Origin of the sequence: Paracoccus sp. Arc7-R13, assembly GCF_004010775.1 — a bacterium.
Lineage (GTDB): Bacteria > Pseudomonadota > Alphaproteobacteria > Rhodobacterales > Rhodobacteraceae > Paracoccus > Paracoccus marcusii.
Genome location: NZ_CP034810.1, coordinates 3,078,222 through 3,095,271, shown reverse-complemented (window position 1 = coordinate 3,095,271; position 17,050 = coordinate 3,078,222). Strand labels below are relative to the sequence as shown.

Below are 17,050 nucleotides of genomic sequence, written 5' to 3'. Positions count from 1 at the left end.
AGGGAGGAGGAACCCATGTCTGAACCAACGACCAAGGGCCTGACCCGTCGGGCGCTGCTGTCGCGGGCCGTCGCGGCGGGCGCGCTGGCAGTGGCCGGCGCAGGCTTCATCGCGGCACCCGATGCGGCCTGGGCCGTCGAGGTGACCGCGATCAGCGAGCACGAGATGGCCACGCTGCTGCAGATGGCCCGCGACATCTATCCGCATGACCGCGTGGGCGACCGTTTCTATGCGATCGCGATCAAGGGATACGACACCGCCGAGAACCAGCCCATGGTGGCCGAGGGCATCGCCGCGCTGGACGCCGCCGCGCAGGCGGCCGGGCATGACGACTATGTCTCGATCGGGTGGGAGCAGGACCGCGTGGCGATCCTGCGCGGGATGGAGGACAGCGCGTTCTTCCAGACCGTCCGGGGCGGGCTGGTGACTGGTCTCTACAACCAGAAAGAGGTCTGGCCGATCTTCGGCTATGAGGGAGAGAGCTTCTCCCAAGGCGGCTACATCTATCGTGGCTTTGACGACATCGACTGGCTGTAAGGGGGCGGATCATGGCTACGGCAGCGAAATTCGAACTGACCGACGACAGCGTGGTCGTCATCATCGGCACCGGCGCGGGCGGCGGCGTGCTGGCCAACGAACTGGCGCAGAAGGGCGTCAAGGTCGTGGCGCTGGAGGCGGGCGGGCGCTATCTGCCCGAAGACTATATCAACGACGAATGGGAAAGTTTTGGCCAGTTGGCCTGGACCGACCCGCGCACGACCAGCGGAGACTGGCGCGTGGCCAAGGATTTCAGCGGCTTGCCCGCCTGGATCGTCAAGGCGGTCGGCGGCACCACGACTCATTGGGCGGGCGCCTCGATCCGGTTCCAGGAACATGAATGGAAGGCCCTGACCACCTATGGCACGGTCGAGGGGGCGAACCTGCTGGACTGGCCCATCGACGCGGCCGAGATGGCGCCCTGGTACGAGAAGGCCGAGGCCAAGCTGGCCGTGACCCGGACCGGCGACTTTCCGGGCCTGCCGGGCAGCAACAACTACAAGGTGTTCGAGGCGGGGGCCAAGGCCATCGGCTATACCGAGGTCTCGACCGGGCGCATGGCGATCAACAGCATCGACAACGACGAACGGCCGGCCTGCCAGCAGACGGGGTTCTGTTTCCAGGGCTGCAAATGGGGCGCCAAGTGGTCGGCCGCCTATACCGACATCCCCAAGGGCGAGGCGACCGGCAACCTTGAGGTCCGCGACCACGCCCATGTGGCCCGCATCCTGCACAATGACCAGGGCCGCGTGACCGGGGTCGAGTATTTCGACAAGGACGGCGCCCTGCAGTTTCAGGCCGCGCGCATCGTGGCGGTGGCGGGCAACAGCTTTGAAAGCCCGCGGCTGCTGCTGAATTCCGCCAGCGAGATGTTCCCCGACGGTCTGGCCAACAGCAGCGGTCAGGTGGGACGCAACTACATGCGCCACACGACCGGGTCGGTTTATGGCATCTTCGAAAAACCCGTGCGCATGTGGCGGGGTACGACCATGGCCGGCATCATGCAGGACGAGGCGCGCCACGATCCCTCCCGCGGCTTCGTCGGCGGATACGAGCTGGAGACCCTGTCCTTGGGCTTGCCCTTCATGGCGGCCTTCCTGGACCCCGGCCGGTGGGGGCGCGAGTTCACGACCGCCTTGGACCAGTACGAATACATGGCCGGGCTGTGGATCGTCGGAGAGGACATGCCGCAGGAGACGAACCGCGTCACCCTGTCGGACACGGTCGACAAATTTGGCCTGAAGGTCGCCAACGTGAATTTCAGCGACCATCCCAACGACGTGGCGATGCGCAATCACGCCTATGAGCGGGGGCAGGCGATGTACCGGGCGATGGGGGCCACGCGGACCCTGCCGACGCCTCCCTATCCGTCCACGCACAACCTTGGGACCAACCGAATGTCGGAGCGGCCGGAGGACGGCGTGGTCAACAAATGGGGGCAGACGCATGACATCGCGAACCTGTTCGTGTCCGATGGCAGCCAGTTCACGACGGGCGCGGCGGAAAACCCGACCCTGACCATCGTCGCGCTGGCGATCCGTCAGGCCGACCATATCGCCAAGGAAATGGCCGCGGGCACGATCTGAGGAAAGACGACCGCCCGGGGTGTCCTCCGGGCGGTCGTGGTGGATCAACCGTTGGCGGCCTTCTGGTTGACGCCGCCCTCGGCGATGCGGGTCATGTGCTTGTCGCCGTCGCGGGTGCTCTCCAGGCATTCCTGCAGCACGCCGCCATCGGCATCCAGATCCAGGCGGTTGGCAAAGCTGCGCACGCAGCCATAGCCCGCGATCGCGTAATGGGTCAGGCGCTGATACTGGGTGATGATCGCCGCGTCGCGGACGTCGTCATCACCGAAATCGGCCTGCAGCGCGTGCTTGCGGGCCTCGGTCACCAGACCTTCCATGCCCTTGCAGTGCTCTCCGGTGGGGTCGACGCCGTGCTGGCTGCACAGGGTCGCCAGATGCTCCATGCCGCGGGCAATGCCTTCGTTGCCGGCGATCAGCGCCTCGGCCAGTTCGCGCGACTTGGCGACGCGACCCATCTCGGTCACGACGGGCATGGACTGCTTGCAGGCGGAATACAGATCCTGCAGCTGGTCCAGATACAGGTCCTTGAGGGAATTCATGGTCATGATACGGCCTTTCTGATGGTGCTGGATGACCAACGATCCCCGGCCCGCCCCGTTCCATCGCGATGGCAAAGATCGCCCCTGCGCGCTTGACTTTGCGGGCGGTCCGGGTCAGCACTGCGGCCCCTTCAGCAGCGGAGGACATCCCCATGTTCGCCTGGTTCGAACGACGCATCGACCCCTATCCCGACCAGACCCCAACCATGCCCCCGTCGGGTCTGTGGCGGTTCGTGCTGCATTACAGTCGCGGCACGCTGCCTTGGCTGGTGCTGCTGGCCGTGGGATCGGGCCTGATCGCGCTGATCGAGGTGGCGCTGTTCGGCTGGCTGGGGCAGTTGATCGACCAGTTGGCCGACACCCCGCGAGAGGTCTTCTGGGACCGTCATGGCGGCAGCATCGCGCTGATGGCGCTGGTGCTGCTGGTGGTGATGCCGGCGTTGAACGTGGTGACATCGCTGGTCCTGCACCAGTCGCTGATGGGCAATTTTCCGCAGCGCATCCGCTGGCAGGCGCATCGCTGGCTGCTGCGCCAGTCGGTCGGCTACTTCCAGGACGAATTCGCGGGCCGCATTGCGCAGCGCCTGATGCAGACCGCGCTGGCCGTACGCGAGGTGTCCATGAAGATCATGGACGTGGGCAGCTATGTGCTGATCTATTTCCTGGGCGCGATGGTGCTGGCCGCCAGCCAGGACTGGCGTCTGGCCTTGCCCTTCCTGGTCTGGGCCGCAGCCTACGGCGCGCTGCTGTGGTATGTCGTGCCGCGCCTTGGCCGCGTGGCGCAGGAGCAGGCCGATGCCCGCAGCGCGATGACCGGACGCATCGTCGACAGCTATACCAACATCGCGACGGTCAAGCTGTTCTCTCACTCCGACCGGGAGGAGGCGTGGATGCATCAGGGCATGGACCGGTTCCTGGGCACCGTCCACGCGCAGATGCGCCTGTCCAGCCTGCAGGACATGGTGCTGAACCTGCTCAACGTCTGGCTGGTCGCGGCGGTGGCCGGGCTGGGGCTGTGGCTGTGGACGCAGGGGCTGATCGCGGTCGGGGCGGTGGCCATCGCGGTGCCGCTGGCCCTGCGGCTGAACAACATGTCGCACTGGATCATGTGGGAATTCGCCGCCCTGTTCGAGAATATCGGCACCGTGCGCGACGGCATCACCAGCCTGTCCCTGCCACGAGAGGTGCGCGACGCGCCGGGGGCGCAGCCCCTGCTGCCCGGTCCTGCGGCGGTGCGGTTCGACAACGTCACCTTCCGCTATGGCGGTGCTGCGGGGGCGCAGCCGATGGCGGTGCTGGACGACCTGACGCTGCATCTGCGGCCGGGTGAACGGGTGGGCTTGGTGGGCCGGTCCGGCGCGGGAAAATCGACGCTGATCAACCTGCTGCTGCGCTTTCACGACATCGACGCGGGGCGCATCACCATCGACGGCCAGGACATCGCGCAGGTGACCCAGGACAGCCTGCGCGCGGCCATCGGCGTGGTCACGCAGGACAGCTCGCTGCTGCACCGGTCGGTGCGCGAGAACATCGCCTATGGCCGCCCCGACGCGACCCCGGATCAGATCGACCACGCCCTGCGCATGGCCGAGGCGGACGGGTTCGTCCCGTCGCTGTCCGACAGCCAGGGCCGGCAGGGGCTTGATGCGCATGTTGGCGAACGCGGCGTCAAGCTGTCGGGCGGCCAGCGCCAGCGCATCGCCATCGCGCGGGTCGCGTTGAAGAACGCGCCGATCCTGATCCTGGACGAGGCCACAAGCGCCTTGGACAGCGAGGTCGAGGCCGCGATCCAGTCCCGGCTGGAGGCATTGATGCAGGGCAAGACGGTCATCGCCATCGCGCATCGCCTCTCCACCATCGCCGCGATGGACCGGCTGGTGGTCATGGACCAGGGCCGGATCGTCGAACAGGGCAGCCATGCCGAACTGCTGGAACGCGACGGTCTGTACGCCCGGCTGTGGCATCGCCAGTCCGGCGGCTTCCTGGCCGCGGACTGACGACAGGACGTGAAAAAGGCCCCGGCGCGATGCCGGGGCCTTCGTCGTTTCGTGGGTGCGCTTACTGCGCCAGCAGGTCGGTGATCCGGCGGACCGAGGCGCGACGGTTGTCGCGGATGTCGCCCTCGGCACGGACGCGCAGGAACTGCTCGCCATAGCCTTGGGTCACCAGGTTCTCCGGCGGCACGTCAAAGTACTCGGTCAGTGCCAGCGCCACCGATTCCGCGCGACGGTCCGACAGCGCCAGGTTGGCGGCGTCCGACCCGACCGTATCGGTATGACCCTCGATCATGAAGATCTCCTTCGGGTTCTGGGCGATCTGGTCTTGGATCGCACGACCCAGACCCTGCAACTGCTGCGCCTGATCCGACCGGATCGCGGCAGAGCCGGTATCGAAGGTTATCGCGTCGATGTTGACTGGCGCCACCAGCGCCCGCACCTCGGGGATGTTGCGGATCTGGGACAGCGTAAAGCGGCGGTCGACATTCGCCTCGCGCAGCAGGGCCTCGCGCAGCTGATCCTCGTTCAGGGGCGCATTGCCGGTCTGGACGGGGGCGGGGGCGGGCAGGGCGCCGATATCGACGGGCTGCACGTCGGCGGTGTCGTCGATCAGCTGCGTGGTCGTGCCGTCGGCGCTGACCAGGGTGCGCCGCAGCACCTGCAGGTTCGCGTCACGGATGGTCACAACGCGGCTGCCGTCCTGGCGCGTCACGATGGTGCGCGACGAACCGTCGTCGAAGTTCTCGGTCTGCACGGTCGAGCCGGGCTGGCGCAGCAGGGCGACCTCGTCCTTGATGACCTCTTGGCTGCCATCGGCGCGGGTGACGACCACCCGGTCCGGCGCGGACAGCGCAACTTGGCGGTTGTTGTTCAGGTAGGACCCGACCGCCACGGCACCCAGACCCAGCAGCAGGGCATTGCGCAGGCGGTTGTCGTCGTCCTCCTCCTCGGCCTGCGGTGCAGGCTGACCGGTGGCGCCCGCCAGCGCATCGCGCAGGCTGGTGGTAAAGTCCTCGGACGAAGACCGGGCGTTCTCCTCGGTCACCTGCTGCTCGGTGATCTCGCCCGATCCATCGGCTGCGTCCAGCGCCGCCGCGGTGGCCGGTGCGGTCGCCTGAGCGGCCTCGCGCGATGCCTCGGTCTCGACGGTGTCCTCTTCGGCGGCACGACGGATCATCTCTCCATTCTGGCCGACGCGGTACATCTGCGCCTCGGTCGGGGCCAGGCGCAGCTCGCCCGCCTCGTTGGTCTCGACGACGACGCCGTTCGGGGTCATCGCACGACCGCCATCTGCACAGGGGAACGCGCTGCCGTCCAGACAGGTCAGCGCCGAGGTGTCCAGGCCACCCTGAACCTCTTGCGTCAGCACTCCGGCCAGACCCGGCAGGGCGCCAGCGCGTTCGACCTGCGTTGCACCGGTCGCCAGGGTCAGGCCACCCTGAGCCGCAGGCGCTGCGGGTTCCGCAGGTGCATCGGCCGTCGCGGCCGGATCGGCTGCGGGCTGCTCGCCCTGCTCCTGCGCGCGCAACTGCTCGGTCAGGGCGTCGAGGTCGCTTCCGACGGGTTCTTCAGCGGCATCCGCCGGCTGCTGGTCGTTTTGCGCGGCAGGGCGTGCGTTCGGACGCGGCTCCGCCGGAGCGTCGGCGGCAGGAGGCGCCTCGCGCTGCGGGTTGGCGCGCGGCGCGGCATCGCCGGCGGCCGGGGCCTCTGCGGCGGGCTCGGCGGCGCGGTTCGGATTCGGCGCGGGTGCGGCCTCGGGCTGCGGTGCGGGGCGGGCCTCGGGCGCTTGGTCCGGCATCGCATCAGGTGCGGGCGGCGGCGGGGTGCCATCCGGTGCGGGCTGCGGTGCAGGTGCGGCTGCGGGGGCCGGCCGGGCTTCGGCCTCGGGCGCTGCTGCCTCGGGTGCCGCCGGGGGCGCGGGCTCTGCGGCGGGCGCGGGCTCGGTAGCCGGGGCGGCTTCTGCCGCGGGCGCGGGAGCAGGTTCTGCGGCGGGGGCAGGCTCCGCCTCTGCCGCGGGGGTTGCGTCAGGCGCCTCGGCAGGTTGCTCCGCCGGGGCTTCGGCCGGTGCTTCCTCGGGGGCAGGGGGCGCCTCGGCCGGGGCTTCCGGCGCGGGCTCCTCGACCGGCGCGGGCTCGGGCGCAGGCTCTTCCGCGGGCGCGGGCTCCGCCGGCGGCGGGTTCTGAGCTTGGTTCAAATCGGCACCGTCCTGCGGTCCCTCCTCGCCGGGGGCCGCGGGCGGGGGCGGGACCTGACCTTCGGGCGCGGCCTGCGCCAGGATCAGGTTCTGGGGGGCCGCCTGATCGGGGGCGGGCATCGCGGTCTGGGCCATCGCAAGATGCGGCGCCATCAGCGACAGGCAGGCCGCGATGGCGGTTGTGTTATGGATAATCCGGCGCATGAGACGCTCCTTGTGGAAAATCGAATGACTGTCTTTTGTGCTTTAACAGGCACTTGCGCCAAGGGTTCCCAAACTTGCCGTGACCATCGCGTGATGGGCGGCGGTGCGCCATGCAAAAGGCCGCGCCGAAACGGCGCGGCCCATGGGCGGTTCGATAGAAACGACGTCAGACGCCGTCGCCGACAAAGGCCTTTTCGACGACGAATTCGCGCGGCTCGGAATTCGCGCCCTCGTTCAGGCCGAACCCTTCCAGGACCGCCTTGACGTCGACGTTGAAGGCTAGGCTGCCGCAGATCATCGCGCGATCCTGTGCCGGATCGATGGGCGGCAGGCCCAGATCCGACAGCACCTTGCCCGAGGTCAGGTTGTCGGTGATGCGCCCCATGAAGGGCGAGGGCTCTCGCGTCGTCGTCGGGTAGTATTTCAGCCGCTGGGCGAAATCGTCGCCATAGATCTCGGTCAGCAGCGGGTCGTGGCGCAGGTTGTTCACCAGCTCGGCGCCATAGACCAGCTCCTCACCGGTGCGGCATGTATGCATCATAATGACCTGCTCGAACCGCTCATAGGTCTCGGGGTCGCGCATCAGGCTGGCAAAGGGCGCGAACCCCGTGCCGGTGGCAAGGAACCACAGCCGCTTGCCGGGCAGCAGGGCGTCCAGGACCAGCGTGCCCACGGGCTTGGGGCGCAGGATGATCTCGTCGCCGGGCTTGATGTGCTGCAGCTTGGAGGTCAGCGGCCCGTCGGGGACGATGATGGAATAGAATTCCAGCTCGTCGTCCCAGTTGGGCGAAGCGATGGAATATGCCCGCAGCAGCGGCTTGCCGTTGTCTCCCGGCAGGCCGATCATCACGAATTCACCCGACCGGAAGCGCAGCGAGGCAGGCCGCGTCACCCGGAACGAAAACAGGCTGTCGGTCCATTTCGTGACCGAGGTCACGGTTTGGGCATCGGGAACGGTAATCTTGGCGGCCTCGGTCACGGGCAGATCCAGCGTCATTGTTGCAATCCTTGTCGTCTAATCGAAGGGGCGCGCGGGCGAAAGGGTCAGCCCGCCAGCTGCGCCCGATGGTCCCAGGCCTTCCAGTCGGCACGGGCCCGCCATTGGTCCTCGGGCTGGCGGGCGGCGATGTCGGGGGCGACCTCGACCTCGTCGAAGCCCACGCGGCGCGCCATGGCGTATTGATCGGCGATCAGCCGCCCCGTCGCGCGCAGGCGACCGGTATATCCCAGCTCGCGCAAGCGGCGGGCCAGCGTGAAACCGCGCCCGTCGCTGAAGGACGGAAAGGCGATCCCGATCAGCGGCTGATCGAGATGGTCGGCCAAGGTCGCGGGGGCGGTGTCGGGGGCCAGCACCACGGCGGGCTGGTCGGTCACCGGATGAAACCCGTCGTCACGGGCCAAGACGGGTTCGCTGTTCAACTGCTCGCTCATGCCGAGACCTTTCCGCGGACCATGCGCCCGCCGATGAAATGGATGCCGCATTCGGATTTCTCCTGGCCGCGCCAGCGCCCGGAACGGGGGTCCTCGCCCGGCTTGACCGGAGAGGTGCAGGGCGCGCAGCCGATGGACGGATAGCCCTTGGCGACCAGCGGATGCCGGGGCAGGCGGTTCTCGACCATGTAGTCCTGCACGTCCTCGGGGCGCCAATGCGCCAAAGGATTCACGCGCAGGCGCGACGGGGGTTCGGGCTCGAAGAACTCCAGCGCGGCGCGCTGGCCGTTCTGGAACCGCTTGCGGCCCGTGATCCAGGCGTCATAGCCCGACAGCACGCGCTCCAGCGGCACCGTCTTGCGGAAATCGCAGCAGGCGTCGGGGTTCGACTTGTGCAGCGTTCCGTCCGGGTCATGGGCCGCGATCTCCGCCTCGCTGGCGGTGATGACCTGCACGTTGGTCAGCGAAAGCCGCTCCGCGACTTCTTGCTGATAGGCCAGGGTCTCGGGGAACAGCATCTGCGTGTCGATGAACAGCACCGGCAGGCCCGGTGCGACCCGGCTGACCATGTGCAGCAGCACGACCGATTCAGCGCCGAAAGACGACACCAGCGCCACCTGCCCCAGATCGGGGTCGGTGACCGCGCGGCGCAGCACCTCGATGGCGGCATGGTGGCGATAGCGGTCGTTCAGCCGCCCCGCGCGTGTGTCCAGGTTCCCGTCAAGCATCGGCGGCCACGGGATAGAGCGCGGCCTTGAACGGGGCCTGACCCAGACGGCGATAGGCGTCGATGAAGCGTTCGGACGCGTCCTCACGGACCTCCAGATAGGCGCGCAGCAGCCGGTCGATGGCCGGGACCACCTGTTCGGCGGGGAAACCCGCGCCCGCGCGTTCGCCGATGGCCGGGATGTCATAGGCATCGCCGCCAAGCGTGATCTGATAGTTTTCCACGCCCGCACGATCCAGCCCCAGGATGCCGATATGGCCCAGGTGGTGATGCCCGCAGGCGTTGATGCAGCCCGAGATGCGGATGTTCAGGTTGCCGATCTCCTCCTCCAGCCCGACGGAGCGGAAATGGTCGGCGATCTCTTCGGCGATGGGGATGGAACGGGCGGTGGCCAGCGCACAGTAATCCATGCCGGGGCAGGCGATGATGTCGCTGGTCAGCCCGGCATTGGCGGTGGCAAGGCCCGCGGCGCGCAGCTCGGCGTACAGCGCCGGCAGGTCCGACTTGTGCACATGCGGCAGGGCCACGTTCTGGTCGTGCATCACGCGCAGGTCGTCGTGGCCGAACCGTTCGGCCAGATCGGCCAGCAGGCGCATCTGGTCCGCGCTGGCGTCGCCCGGCGTCTGGCCCGGCGCCTTGAAGGTCACGACGACGCTGGCATAGCCCTCGACCCGGTGCTGATGCAGGTTCGTATCAGACCAGCTGCGGAAGGCCGGGTTCGCCTGCCGCTCGGCCTCATAGCCATCGACGGGCGCGTTGCGGAAGGACGGCGCGCGGAAGCGGTCCTTGAACACGGCCAGCGCGTCGCGGTCGGCGCCGTGGAAATCGCGGCGGCGGGCCAGGAACTCTTCGTCGATCTCGGCGCGCATGACGTCGATACCGCGCTCCAGCACGGTGATCTTGATGCGGGCCTTGTACTTGTTGTCGCGGCGCCCGGCCAAGTTGTAGGTCGCGATGATCGCCTCGACGTAAGGCAGCAGGTCCTCCTCGGGCAGGAAGTCGCGGACGACCTGACCCAGGAGCGGCGTGCGGCCCAGACCGCCGCCGATCCAGACCTCGAAGCCGGTCTTGCCGTTCCGCTCGGTCAGGCGCAGGCCGATGTCATGGGCGGCGATGACGGCACGGTCCTTCTTCCCGCCGGAAATGGCGATCTTGAACTTGCGCGGCAAGAACTGGAATTCGGCGTGATCGGTGGACCAGCTGCGCAGCAGCTCCGCATAGGGGCGCGGATCGGCGGCCTCGTCGAAGGCCGCGCCAGCGAAGGCGTCGGTGGTCACATTGCGGATGGTGTTGCCGCTGGTCTGGATGGCGTGCATGCCGACATTGGCCAGCGCGTCCAGCATGTCCGGGATGTCCACCAGCTTGGGCCAGTTGAACTGGATGTTCTGGCGGGTGGTCCAGTGGCCGTAACCCTTGTCCCACTTCTCGGCCAGCAGGGCCAGGGTGCGCATCTGGTCCGGGCTGATCGTGCCATAGGGAATGGCCACGCGCAGCATGTAGGCATGCAGCTGCAGATAGACGCCGTTCATCAGGCGCAGTGGCTTGAACTCGTCCTCAGTCAGGCTGCCGTCCAGGCGGCGGGCGACCTGGGCGCGGAATTCGGCCGCGCGCTGGCGGACATAATCGGTCTCGACGGGGCGGATATCAAACATGGGCGGTTTCCGTCTTCTGGGCGTCGGCTTGCCGATCGGCCTGGATGCCGTGGAAATAGTTGGACGGTCCGCGCTGGCGGAAGGCCTCGCGGAAATGGACGGGCTCGGGTCCGTCGGGACCGCGCCTGGCCTCGACCAGATAGGGACCGACGACGATCTCGGATTGCGCCACGGCCTGCAGCAGGTCCAGGTCGGCGATGGCCTCGTCGTCATAGACGGTCGCCTGGCGCGGATCGCGGGTCCAGCCGTCGGCGCACATCCACACATTGTGGCCTTCGCGAAGGTCGTTCGCGGTGATGACGCCGGGGCGTGCGGCCGACAGGGGGAAGGATTTGCTCATGACTGGACCTCGCGGTTTTGCTGACCTCTATATAGAATTTCGTTCTGGATTCTGCACAGTGGTCGCGGCAAATAAGGACGATCGACCAAGGAGCGCGCCATGCCGGAACCGATTTCCCCCGATGCGGGCGCAGGCCAAACGCCTGTCCGCCTGGACGAGGTGGACCGCAAGATCCTGTTCCTGCTGCAGCAGGATGCCAGCCTGTCGCTGGACCAGATCGCCGATCGGGTGGGGGCCTCCAAGACCCCGGTCTGGAACCGAATCCGCAAGCTGCGAGAGGCAGGCGTGATCCGCCGTCAGGTCGCCATCCTGGATCCCGAGGCGCTGGGGCTGGAGGCCTGCTTCTTCGTGCTGATCCGCACCAGCGAGCATGACCGCGACTGGGCCGCGCGCTTTCTGCGCGCGCTGCGCGAGCGGCCCGAGGTGGTCGAGGCACACCGTCTGGCGGGCGACATCGACTATATCCTCAAGGTGCAGGTCAGGAACGCCCGCGCTTATGACCGCTTTTACCAATCGCTGATCGGCGAGGTGAAGATCCACAACGTCACGGCCCTGCTGTCGATGGAGGAGATCAAGGCGACCAGCGCCCTGCCCATCCCGGACGGGGAGCGCTGAGATGGGTTGGGTGATCTGGCACAAGCCGACCTGCTCCACCTCGCGCTGGGTTCTGGCCGCGCTGCGCGAGGCGGGGATCGCACCCGAGGTGCGCGACTACATCACCGCGCCGCCGTCCGAGGATGCGTTGCGCGATGCGCTGTCGCGTCTGGGCATCGGGGCGCGGGGGTTGCTTCGGCGCAAAGGAACGCCATTCGCGGAACTGGGCCTGGGCGATCCGGCGCTGTCCGATGACGCGCTGGTCGCGGCGATGGCGGCCCATCCGATCCTGATCGAACGGCCGGTCGTCTTCGCGCCGCATGGCGCGGTGCTGTGCCGGCCCAAGGAGCGGGTCAGTGAGCTGATCGCCCGCAATCACGCAGGTGGTCCGCCGTGATCCGGTGGGGGTGCGGGGTGCGAACCGACAGATGACGCCCAGACTGCGGCGACATCGGCAGATGCCTTACGGATCGATCGGATCGAACGCCCCGACAGAGATGCCCAGCAACAGCCAACGCCGCCCCTCCAGCCCCAGGACCAGATCGAAGCTGACATGACGCGGCTGCAGCGGGACAAAGCCGGTCAGGCGCAGCTCCTGCCCGGTATCGGACAGCGCGCTGTCCAGGATGACCGGGTCGACGACCATCGCCTGCAGCAGGTCCAGCCGTTCCTCGCGCAGCGGCGTGAACAGGCCCGCCAGGCGCGTCGGATCGTTGGCCAATGCGAATTCCGGGGCGGCGATGTCGCGCAGCACCGTGTAGTTGCCCGTCCAGTTGCCGTGGTTCACCGCCGCCAGCACGTCGCGGATCAGGGCGGTGGCATAGCTGGGTTCGACAAGGGGGGCCTCGGCCCGGGGTTCGGGCTGCGGTTCGGCGGGGGCGTCCTGCGCATGGGCGCTGGCGCCGACCAGCGCCAGCGCCATCGCGATGGCCAGGGACAGCGCATGCGCCGTCCCCGTCCGTGTTGCGGCGTGGCCTACCACGCGTAGGTCACGCCGATGCGGCCGCCGACCTGGTTCTGGTCAAAGCCATAGGTGATGCCCGCGTCGAACTGGGTGTTCGCGTCGAAGCGGTAGCCCATCGACGCGGCCAGTGCCTGCGAGCCTTCGAAGCTGCCGATGCTGGTCGACACGGCATAGGTCTTGTCCTCGGGGACATAGGGGGTGTTCAGCGCCATCGCCATGGCAATGCCTTCCTTGTTGTCCTCGACCTGCTGGCCCAGAGAGCGCACGCGGCCGTTCAGCGACGACATGCTCTCGCCGATCGACCGGTCGACCGCCAGGTTGCCCTGCGCGTCCGAGGTCACGACGCCGATGGGGGTGCCCTGCGCCGCCGTGCTGGCATCCGACGCGATGCCCGCCGCGCGATAGGTGTTGGCGCCGTTGCCCAGCACGAACTCGTTCGCGCGGGTCGCGGTCGCGCCATCACCGATGGCGACCGAGTTGTCGGCCGCAGCGACCGCCTGGTTGCCAAGCGCGATCGACCCCGATCCCATGGCCATCGCGGCCTCGCCGATGGCGGTCGAGCGCACGCCGCTGGCCGCTGCCAGGTGGCCGAAGGCATGGGCGCGTTCGGCGGTGGCCTGCGCCTGCCAACCGAAGGCGGTGGCGGCGGTGCCGTTCGCGACCGATTCACCGCCGACCGCGGTGGTCGAGGTGCCGGTCGCGACCGAGGTGTCGCCGATGGCCAGCGCGTCGGTGCCGTTGGCGATGGATTCGTTGCCGATGGCGGTCGAGAAATCCGACTGGGCGTCGGCATTCTCGCCCACGGCCAGCGAGCGGACACCCTGCGCGGTGGCCAGGTGGCCGATGGCCTGGGCGCGTTCCGCGGTCGCCATGGACTGCCAGCCGATGGCGCTGGCACCCGGCCCGGTCGCGACCGATTCGCCACCGATGGCGGTGGTCGAGTTGCCGTTCGCCGCGGCCGTGTCGCCCACGGCCAGCGCATCGATGCCGTTGGCGATGGATTCGTTGCCGATGGCGGTGGACAGGTCGGTCTGGGCGTCGGCATTCTCGCCGATGGCCATCGACCGGACGCCCTGTGCGGTGGCCAGGTGGCCGAAGGCCTGGGCGCGTTCGGCGGTGGCTTGGGCCTGCCAGCCGATGGCGCTGGCGCCGGGGCCGGTCGCGACCGATTCGCCGCCGACCGCAGTGGTCGAGTTGCCGTTCGCCGCCGCGGTGTCGCCCACGGCCAGCGCGTCGACGCCGTTGGCGGTGGATTCGTTGCCGATGGCGGTGGAAAGGTCGGTCTGCGCGTCGGCGTTCTTGCCCACGGCTAGGGACCGGACGCCTTGGGCGGTGGCCAGGTGGCCGATGGCCTGCGCGCGTTCCGCGGTGGCCTGCGCCTGCCAGCCGATGGCGCTGGCGCCCGGCCCGGTCGCAACCGATTCGCCGCCGACCGCGGTGGTCGAGGGGCCGGTGGCGGTCGCCTCTCCGCCGATGGCCACGCCGTCCACGGCGGTCGCATCGGTCGAGGCGTTGTCGCCGATGGCGACCGACAGCGGGCCCTCGGCGATGGCGGTCGGGCCGCAGGCCAGCGATCCGGCGCCGCCTGCGCCCTGCTGGCACTCCTGTGCGGCTGCCGTGCCGACGGCGCCGGTCATCGCGATGGCGGCAGCACCGCCTAGCAGCATGGCACGGGTACGGGTCAGGTGGGTCATGGGATTCTCCTCATCCGTTGGACAGGGCCTTTTGCGGGCCTCTGACCGGGGGACGCGGGAAACCGCCGACCGGATCCAGGATTTGTCGAATTAATTCCCGGGCGGCCTCAGTCGTCCACGACGTTGAGGATCTTGGGCAGCGCGGGGCAGGGCAGCAGCTGGTTCTTCGCCACGTCGGCCAGCGTGTGATTGTGCAGGAAGACATAGACATGCGCGGACAGGCTTTCCCACAGCCGGTTCGACAGGGTCTGCGCCCGCGACCCGGAAATGCCGCCCGACGCGCCCGCGCCGATATGCATGGCGCTGACGGTCTCGTCCACGGCCTCCAGGATCTCGGCCACGCGGATCGTCTCGGGGGTGCGGGCCAGGCGGTATCCGCCGCCCGGACCGCGCACGGACGCCACCAGCCCCGCCCGGCGCAGGCGCACGAACAGCTGTTCCAGATAGGGCAGCGAGATGTCCTGGCGTTTCGAGATTTCGGCCAGCGAGGTCAGGTCGCCCCCCTTGGCGATGGCCAGGTCGGTCAGCGCGATGATCGCGTAGCGTCCCTTGGTGGACAGTTTCATGGCGCGTCTTCCCCCCGATGGTCCCTGCCGGGCCTGCCTTTGCATTGACGCGCGCCGTCGTCGCGCGCTATGCCCGGCCCAGCATGTTTCTTGCCAAACCTGTGCCGGCTGCCCAGATATCCCGTCTAGAAGCCATGCGCGCACGCGTCAAGAAACCCGACAGGACCTGTGAAGGACAACCATGCCCGAGCTGATTTTTCCCGGCCCCGAAGGCCGTCTCGAAGGCCGTTACCACCCTCAGCCCGGCAAGCCAGACGCCCCCATCGCCATCGTGCTGCATCCGCACCCGCAATATGGCGGGACGATGAACAACCGCGTCGTCTACAACCTGCACTATGCGTTCCACCGCATGGGGTTCACGGTGATGCGGTTCAACTTCCGCGGCGTGGGCCGCAGCCAGGGCGAATTCGACCAGGGCATCGGAGAGCTGTCCGATGCCGCCTCGGCACTGGATTACCTGCAGGCGATGAACCCCAATTCCAAGCATTGCTGGGTCGCGGGATTCAGCTTCGGTGCGTGGATCGGGATGCAGCTGCTGATGCGCCGCCCCGAGATCACCGGCTTCATCAGCGTGGCCCCGCCCGCGAACATGTACGATTTCAGCTTCCTGGCGCCGTGCCCGTCGTCAGGCCTGATCGTGAACGGCACTGCCGACCGCGTTGCTCCGCCCAAGGACACCGCCACCCTGGTGGGCAAGCTGCGCGAGCAGAAGGGCATCACCGTCACCCATGAGGAGATCGAGGGCGCGGACCATTTCTTCCGCGACGACGAGACCCACATGAAGCCGATGATCGACCTGGTGCAGGGTTACGTCAGGAAGCGCCTGACCGAGACGTCGCGCTGAGGGCTGCGGCCATGCTGGACGATGCGTTCGCCTTTCTGTGCGAGGCGGACCGGCTGAAGTCGGTCCACCGCGCCAGCGTCCTGATGGACCTGTCGCGCCCCGAGAACAGTGCAGAACACAGCTGGCACGTCGCCCTGTGGGCAATGGTGATGGGCGCCAGCGACCGCGCCATCGCGATGATCCTGATCCACGACCTGGTCGAGATCGACACCGGCGATCAGCCGATCCACCTGGATCATGACGTGGAAGGCCTAGCCATCGCCGAGGCCGCGGCGGCGGATCGCATCTTTGGCCTGGCGCCGGACGGGGCGCGTCTGGCCGCCCTCTGGCGCGATTTCGAGGGGCGCGCGGACGCTGCCGCGGTGACCGCCAAGCGCATGGATCACGCACAGCCCATCTTTCAGGTACTCCAGGCGCGCGATCCGATCCCCGACCATGTCCGGATCGTGCGCGACAACCTGTCGGCCGGACGCGCGGCGCGGTTCGAACGCGAATGGCCGCAGGGGTGGCAGGCCGCGCAGGCGCTGCTGTCCGGGCAGGAGGTCGCCCAGGGCGATCTGGCCCGCCGCCTGGCCTTTCTGGCCGAGGCCGACGCGCTGAAGGGCGTCCTGCGCGCAAACCGCCTGCTGGACGGATCGCGTCGCGAGAACAGCGCCGAGCACAGCTGGCATCTGGCGCTGTACGCGCTGGTGCTGGGCGGTCTGGCGGGGCCGGGCGTCGATCCGGGCCGCGTCATCCGGATGCTGCTGATCCACGATCTGGTCGAGATCGACGTGGGCGATGTGCCCCTGCATTCCGCCGGCGGGCAGGCGCATGGATCGGCGGCGATCCAGGCCGCCGAGGAGGCCGCCGCGCGGCGCCTGTTCGGCCTGCTGCCCGACCCGCAAGGACAGCAGATGCTGGCCCTGTGGCAGGAGTTCGAGGCGGCGGCCAGCCCCGATGCCGTCTTCGCCAAGGCGCTGGACCGCTGCCAGCCCGCCGTCCAGAACCTGCGGTCGGGCGGCGCGGGCTGGGTCGAATACGACGTGACCCTGGCGCAGGTGGAAAGCCGCGTGGGCCCTTGGGTCGAACGCGGCTGCGCGCCGCTGTGGCAGTGGCTGCACAACGGTCTGCGCGCCCATTTCGCGGGCAGCTAATCACCGGACGGGTGTCTTGCATACCATCGCATACCGTCTTTCAAT

17 protein-coding genes are annotated in these 17,050 nt (G+C 68.3%); 7 read left to right on the top strand and 10 right to left on the bottom strand.

Annotated features, from left to right (window positions below):
- Positions 1 to 15 precede the first annotated feature (15 nt).
- The gene (locus EOJ32_RS15350; RefSeq protein ID WP_046001345.1) at positions 16 to 537 is read left to right on the top strand and encodes a twin-arginine translocation pathway signal; all 522 of its coding nucleotides are present in this window, start codon (positions 16 to 18) and stop codon (positions 535 to 537) included.
- Positions 538 to 548: 11 nt separating this feature from the next.
- Entirely contained in the window at positions 549 to 2,123 is a 1,575-nt protein-coding gene (locus EOJ32_RS15345) for a GMC family oxidoreductase (protein WP_127899135.1), read from the top strand.
- 44 nt (positions 2,124 to 2,167) lie between these two features.
- Here the strand turns inward: EOJ32_RS15345 and EOJ32_RS15340 are convergent, their stop codons facing one another.
- Complete coding sequence (locus EOJ32_RS15340) at positions 2,168 to 2,668, bottom strand: ferritin-like domain-containing protein (protein WP_046001347.1); 501 nt, start codon at positions 2,666 to 2,668, stop codon at positions 2,168 to 2,170.
- A gap of 146 nt (positions 2,669 to 2,814) precedes the next feature.
- On the opposite strand from EOJ32_RS15340, the gene EOJ32_RS15335 reads away from it, so the two are divergent.
- Complete coding sequence (locus EOJ32_RS15335) at positions 2,815 to 4,659, top strand: ABC transporter ATP-binding protein (protein ID WP_127899134.1); 1,845 nt, start codon at positions 2,815 to 2,817, stop codon at positions 4,657 to 4,659.
- A gap of 61 nt (positions 4,660 to 4,720) precedes the next feature.
- Here EOJ32_RS15335 and EOJ32_RS15330 read toward each other — a convergent pair whose 3' ends face one another.
- The 6 genes from EOJ32_RS15330 to EOJ32_RS15305 form a co-directional block, all read right to left on the bottom strand.
- Positions 4,721 to 7,057 carry an OmpA family protein gene (locus tag EOJ32_RS15330; protein ID WP_127899133.1) on the bottom strand — a complete coding sequence of 779 codons (2,337 nt, stop codon included), beginning with the start codon at positions 7,055 to 7,057 and terminating at the stop codon, positions 4,721 to 4,723.
- Between the two features lie 166 nt (positions 7,058 to 7,223).
- The gene (locus tag EOJ32_RS15325; RefSeq protein ID WP_127899132.1) at positions 7,224 to 8,054 is read right to left on the bottom strand and encodes a ferredoxin--NADP reductase; all 831 of its coding nucleotides are present in this window, start codon (positions 8,052 to 8,054) and stop codon (positions 7,224 to 7,226) included.
- Positions 8,055 to 8,101: 47 nt separating this feature from the next.
- The gene (locus EOJ32_RS15320) at positions 8,102 to 8,488 is read right to left on the bottom strand and encodes a DUF934 domain-containing protein (RefSeq protein ID WP_127899131.1); all 387 of its coding nucleotides are present in this window, start codon (positions 8,486 to 8,488) and stop codon (positions 8,102 to 8,104) included.
- Positions 8,485 to 9,216 (bottom strand): phosphoadenylyl-sulfate reductase, encoded by a 732-nt coding sequence (locus tag EOJ32_RS15315; protein ID WP_127899130.1) that lies wholly within the window; start codon positions 9,214 to 9,216, stop codon positions 8,485 to 8,487. The genes EOJ32_RS15320 and EOJ32_RS15315 overlap by 4 nt, the downstream gene beginning before the upstream one ends.
- A complete protein-coding gene (locus EOJ32_RS15310; RefSeq protein WP_127899129.1) occupies positions 9,209 to 10,867 on the bottom strand; it encodes a nitrite/sulfite reductase in 1,659 nt (552 codons plus the stop codon). Before EOJ32_RS15310 ends, EOJ32_RS15315 begins: the two co-directional genes overlap by 8 nt.
- Complete coding sequence (locus EOJ32_RS15305; protein ID WP_045981428.1) at positions 10,860 to 11,207, bottom strand: DUF2849 domain-containing protein; 348 nt, start codon at positions 11,205 to 11,207, stop codon at positions 10,860 to 10,862. Before EOJ32_RS15305 ends, EOJ32_RS15310 begins: the two co-directional genes overlap by 8 nt.
- Before the next feature lie 99 nt (positions 11,208 to 11,306).
- On the opposite strand from EOJ32_RS15305, the gene EOJ32_RS15300 reads away from it, so the two are divergent.
- Both EOJ32_RS15300 and arsC read left to right on the top strand, forming a co-directional pair.
- Positions 11,307 to 11,822, top strand: a complete 516-nt coding sequence (locus EOJ32_RS15300) for an Lrp/AsnC family transcriptional regulator (RefSeq protein WP_127899128.1) — start codon at positions 11,307 to 11,309, stop codon at positions 11,820 to 11,822.
- A 1-nt stretch (position 11,823) separates the two neighbouring features.
- Positions 11,824 to 12,198, top strand: coding sequence for an arsenate reductase (glutaredoxin) (gene arsC, locus EOJ32_RS15295; RefSeq protein ID WP_127899127.1), 375 nt, complete (start codon positions 11,824 to 11,826; stop codon positions 12,196 to 12,198).
- A gap of 66 nt (positions 12,199 to 12,264) precedes the next feature.
- On the opposite strand, the gene EOJ32_RS15290 is transcribed toward arsC, so the two are convergent.
- The 3 genes from EOJ32_RS15290 to EOJ32_RS15280 all read right to left on the bottom strand — a co-directional run bounded on the left by EOJ32_RS15290 (position 12,265) and on the right by EOJ32_RS15280 (position 15,025).
- Positions 12,265 to 12,783, bottom strand: a complete 519-nt coding sequence (locus tag EOJ32_RS15290) for a hypothetical protein (RefSeq protein ID WP_127899126.1) — start codon at positions 12,781 to 12,783, stop codon at positions 12,265 to 12,267.
- The gene (locus EOJ32_RS15285; RefSeq protein ID WP_127899125.1) at positions 12,777 to 14,459 is read right to left on the bottom strand and encodes a YadA-like family protein; all 1,683 of its coding nucleotides are present in this window, start codon (positions 14,457 to 14,459) and stop codon (positions 12,777 to 12,779) included. The genes EOJ32_RS15290 and EOJ32_RS15285 overlap by 7 nt, the downstream gene beginning before the upstream one ends.
- A gap of 107 nt (positions 14,460 to 14,566) precedes the next feature.
- Complete coding sequence (locus EOJ32_RS15280; protein WP_045981432.1) at positions 14,567 to 15,025, bottom strand: Rrf2 family transcriptional regulator; 459 nt, start codon at positions 15,023 to 15,025, stop codon at positions 14,567 to 14,569.
- A 181-nt stretch (positions 15,026 to 15,206) separates the two neighbouring features.
- On the opposite strand from EOJ32_RS15280, the gene EOJ32_RS15275 reads away from it, so the two are divergent.
- Both EOJ32_RS15275 and EOJ32_RS15270 read left to right on the top strand, forming a co-directional pair.
- Positions 15,207 to 15,869: an alpha/beta hydrolase gene (locus EOJ32_RS15275; RefSeq protein WP_045981433.1), complete on the top strand. Its 663-nt coding sequence runs from the start codon at positions 15,207 to 15,209 to the stop codon at positions 15,867 to 15,869.
- 11 nt (positions 15,870 to 15,880) lie between these two features.
- Positions 15,881 to 17,005 carry an HD domain-containing protein gene (locus tag EOJ32_RS15270; protein WP_127899124.1) on the top strand — a complete coding sequence of 375 codons (1,125 nt, stop codon included), beginning with the start codon at positions 15,881 to 15,883 and terminating at the stop codon, positions 17,003 to 17,005.
- Positions 17,006 to 17,050 lie beyond the last annotated feature (45 nt).

Bases quoted from the DNA above. Each gene is read 5' to 3' on its own strand.
- EOJ32_RS15350 (WP_046001345.1), top strand. From the start codon at position 16: ATGTCTGAACCAACGACCAAGGGCCTGACCCGTCGGGCGCTGCTGTCG.
- EOJ32_RS15345 (WP_127899135.1), top strand. From the start codon at position 549: ATGGCTACGGCAGCGAAATTCGAACTGACCGACGACAGCGTGGTCGTC.
- EOJ32_RS15340 (WP_046001347.1), bottom strand. From the start codon at position 2,668: ATGACCATGAATTCCCTCAAGGACCTGTATCTGGACCAGCTGCAGGAT.
- EOJ32_RS15335 (WP_127899134.1), top strand. From the start codon at position 2,815: ATGTTCGCCTGGTTCGAACGACGCATCGACCCCTATCCCGACCAGACC.
- EOJ32_RS15330 (WP_127899133.1), bottom strand. From the start codon at position 7,057: ATGCGCCGGATTATCCATAACACAACCGCCATCGCGGCCTGCCTGTCG.
- EOJ32_RS15325 (WP_127899132.1), bottom strand. From the start codon at position 8,054: ATGACGCTGGATCTGCCCGTGACCGAGGCCGCCAAGATTACCGTTCCC.
- EOJ32_RS15320 (WP_127899131.1), bottom strand. From the start codon at position 8,488: ATGAGCGAGCAGTTGAACAGCGAACCCGTCTTGGCCCGTGACGACGGG.
- EOJ32_RS15315 (WP_127899130.1), bottom strand. From the start codon at position 9,216: ATGCTTGACGGGAACCTGGACACACGCGCGGGGCGGCTGAACGACCGC.
- EOJ32_RS15310 (WP_127899129.1), bottom strand. From the start codon at position 10,867: ATGTTTGATATCCGCCCCGTCGAGACCGATTATGTCCGCCAGCGCGCG.
- EOJ32_RS15305 (WP_045981428.1), bottom strand. From the start codon at position 11,207: ATGAGCAAATCCTTCCCCCTGTCGGCCGCACGCCCCGGCGTCATCACC.
- EOJ32_RS15300 (WP_127899128.1), top strand. From the start codon at position 11,307: ATGCCGGAACCGATTTCCCCCGATGCGGGCGCAGGCCAAACGCCTGTC.
- arsC (WP_127899127.1), top strand. From the start codon at position 11,824: ATGGGTTGGGTGATCTGGCACAAGCCGACCTGCTCCACCTCGCGCTGG.
- EOJ32_RS15285 (WP_127899125.1), bottom strand. From the start codon at position 14,459: ATGACCCACCTGACCCGTACCCGTGCCATGCTGCTAGGCGGTGCTGCC.
- EOJ32_RS15280 (WP_045981432.1), bottom strand. From the start codon at position 15,025: ATGAAACTGTCCACCAAGGGACGCTACGCGATCATCGCGCTGACCGAC.
- EOJ32_RS15275 (WP_045981433.1), top strand. From the start codon at position 15,207: ATGCCCGAGCTGATTTTTCCCGGCCCCGAAGGCCGTCTCGAAGGCCGT.
- EOJ32_RS15270 (WP_127899124.1), top strand. From the start codon at position 15,881: ATGCTGGACGATGCGTTCGCCTTTCTGTGCGAGGCGGACCGGCTGAAG.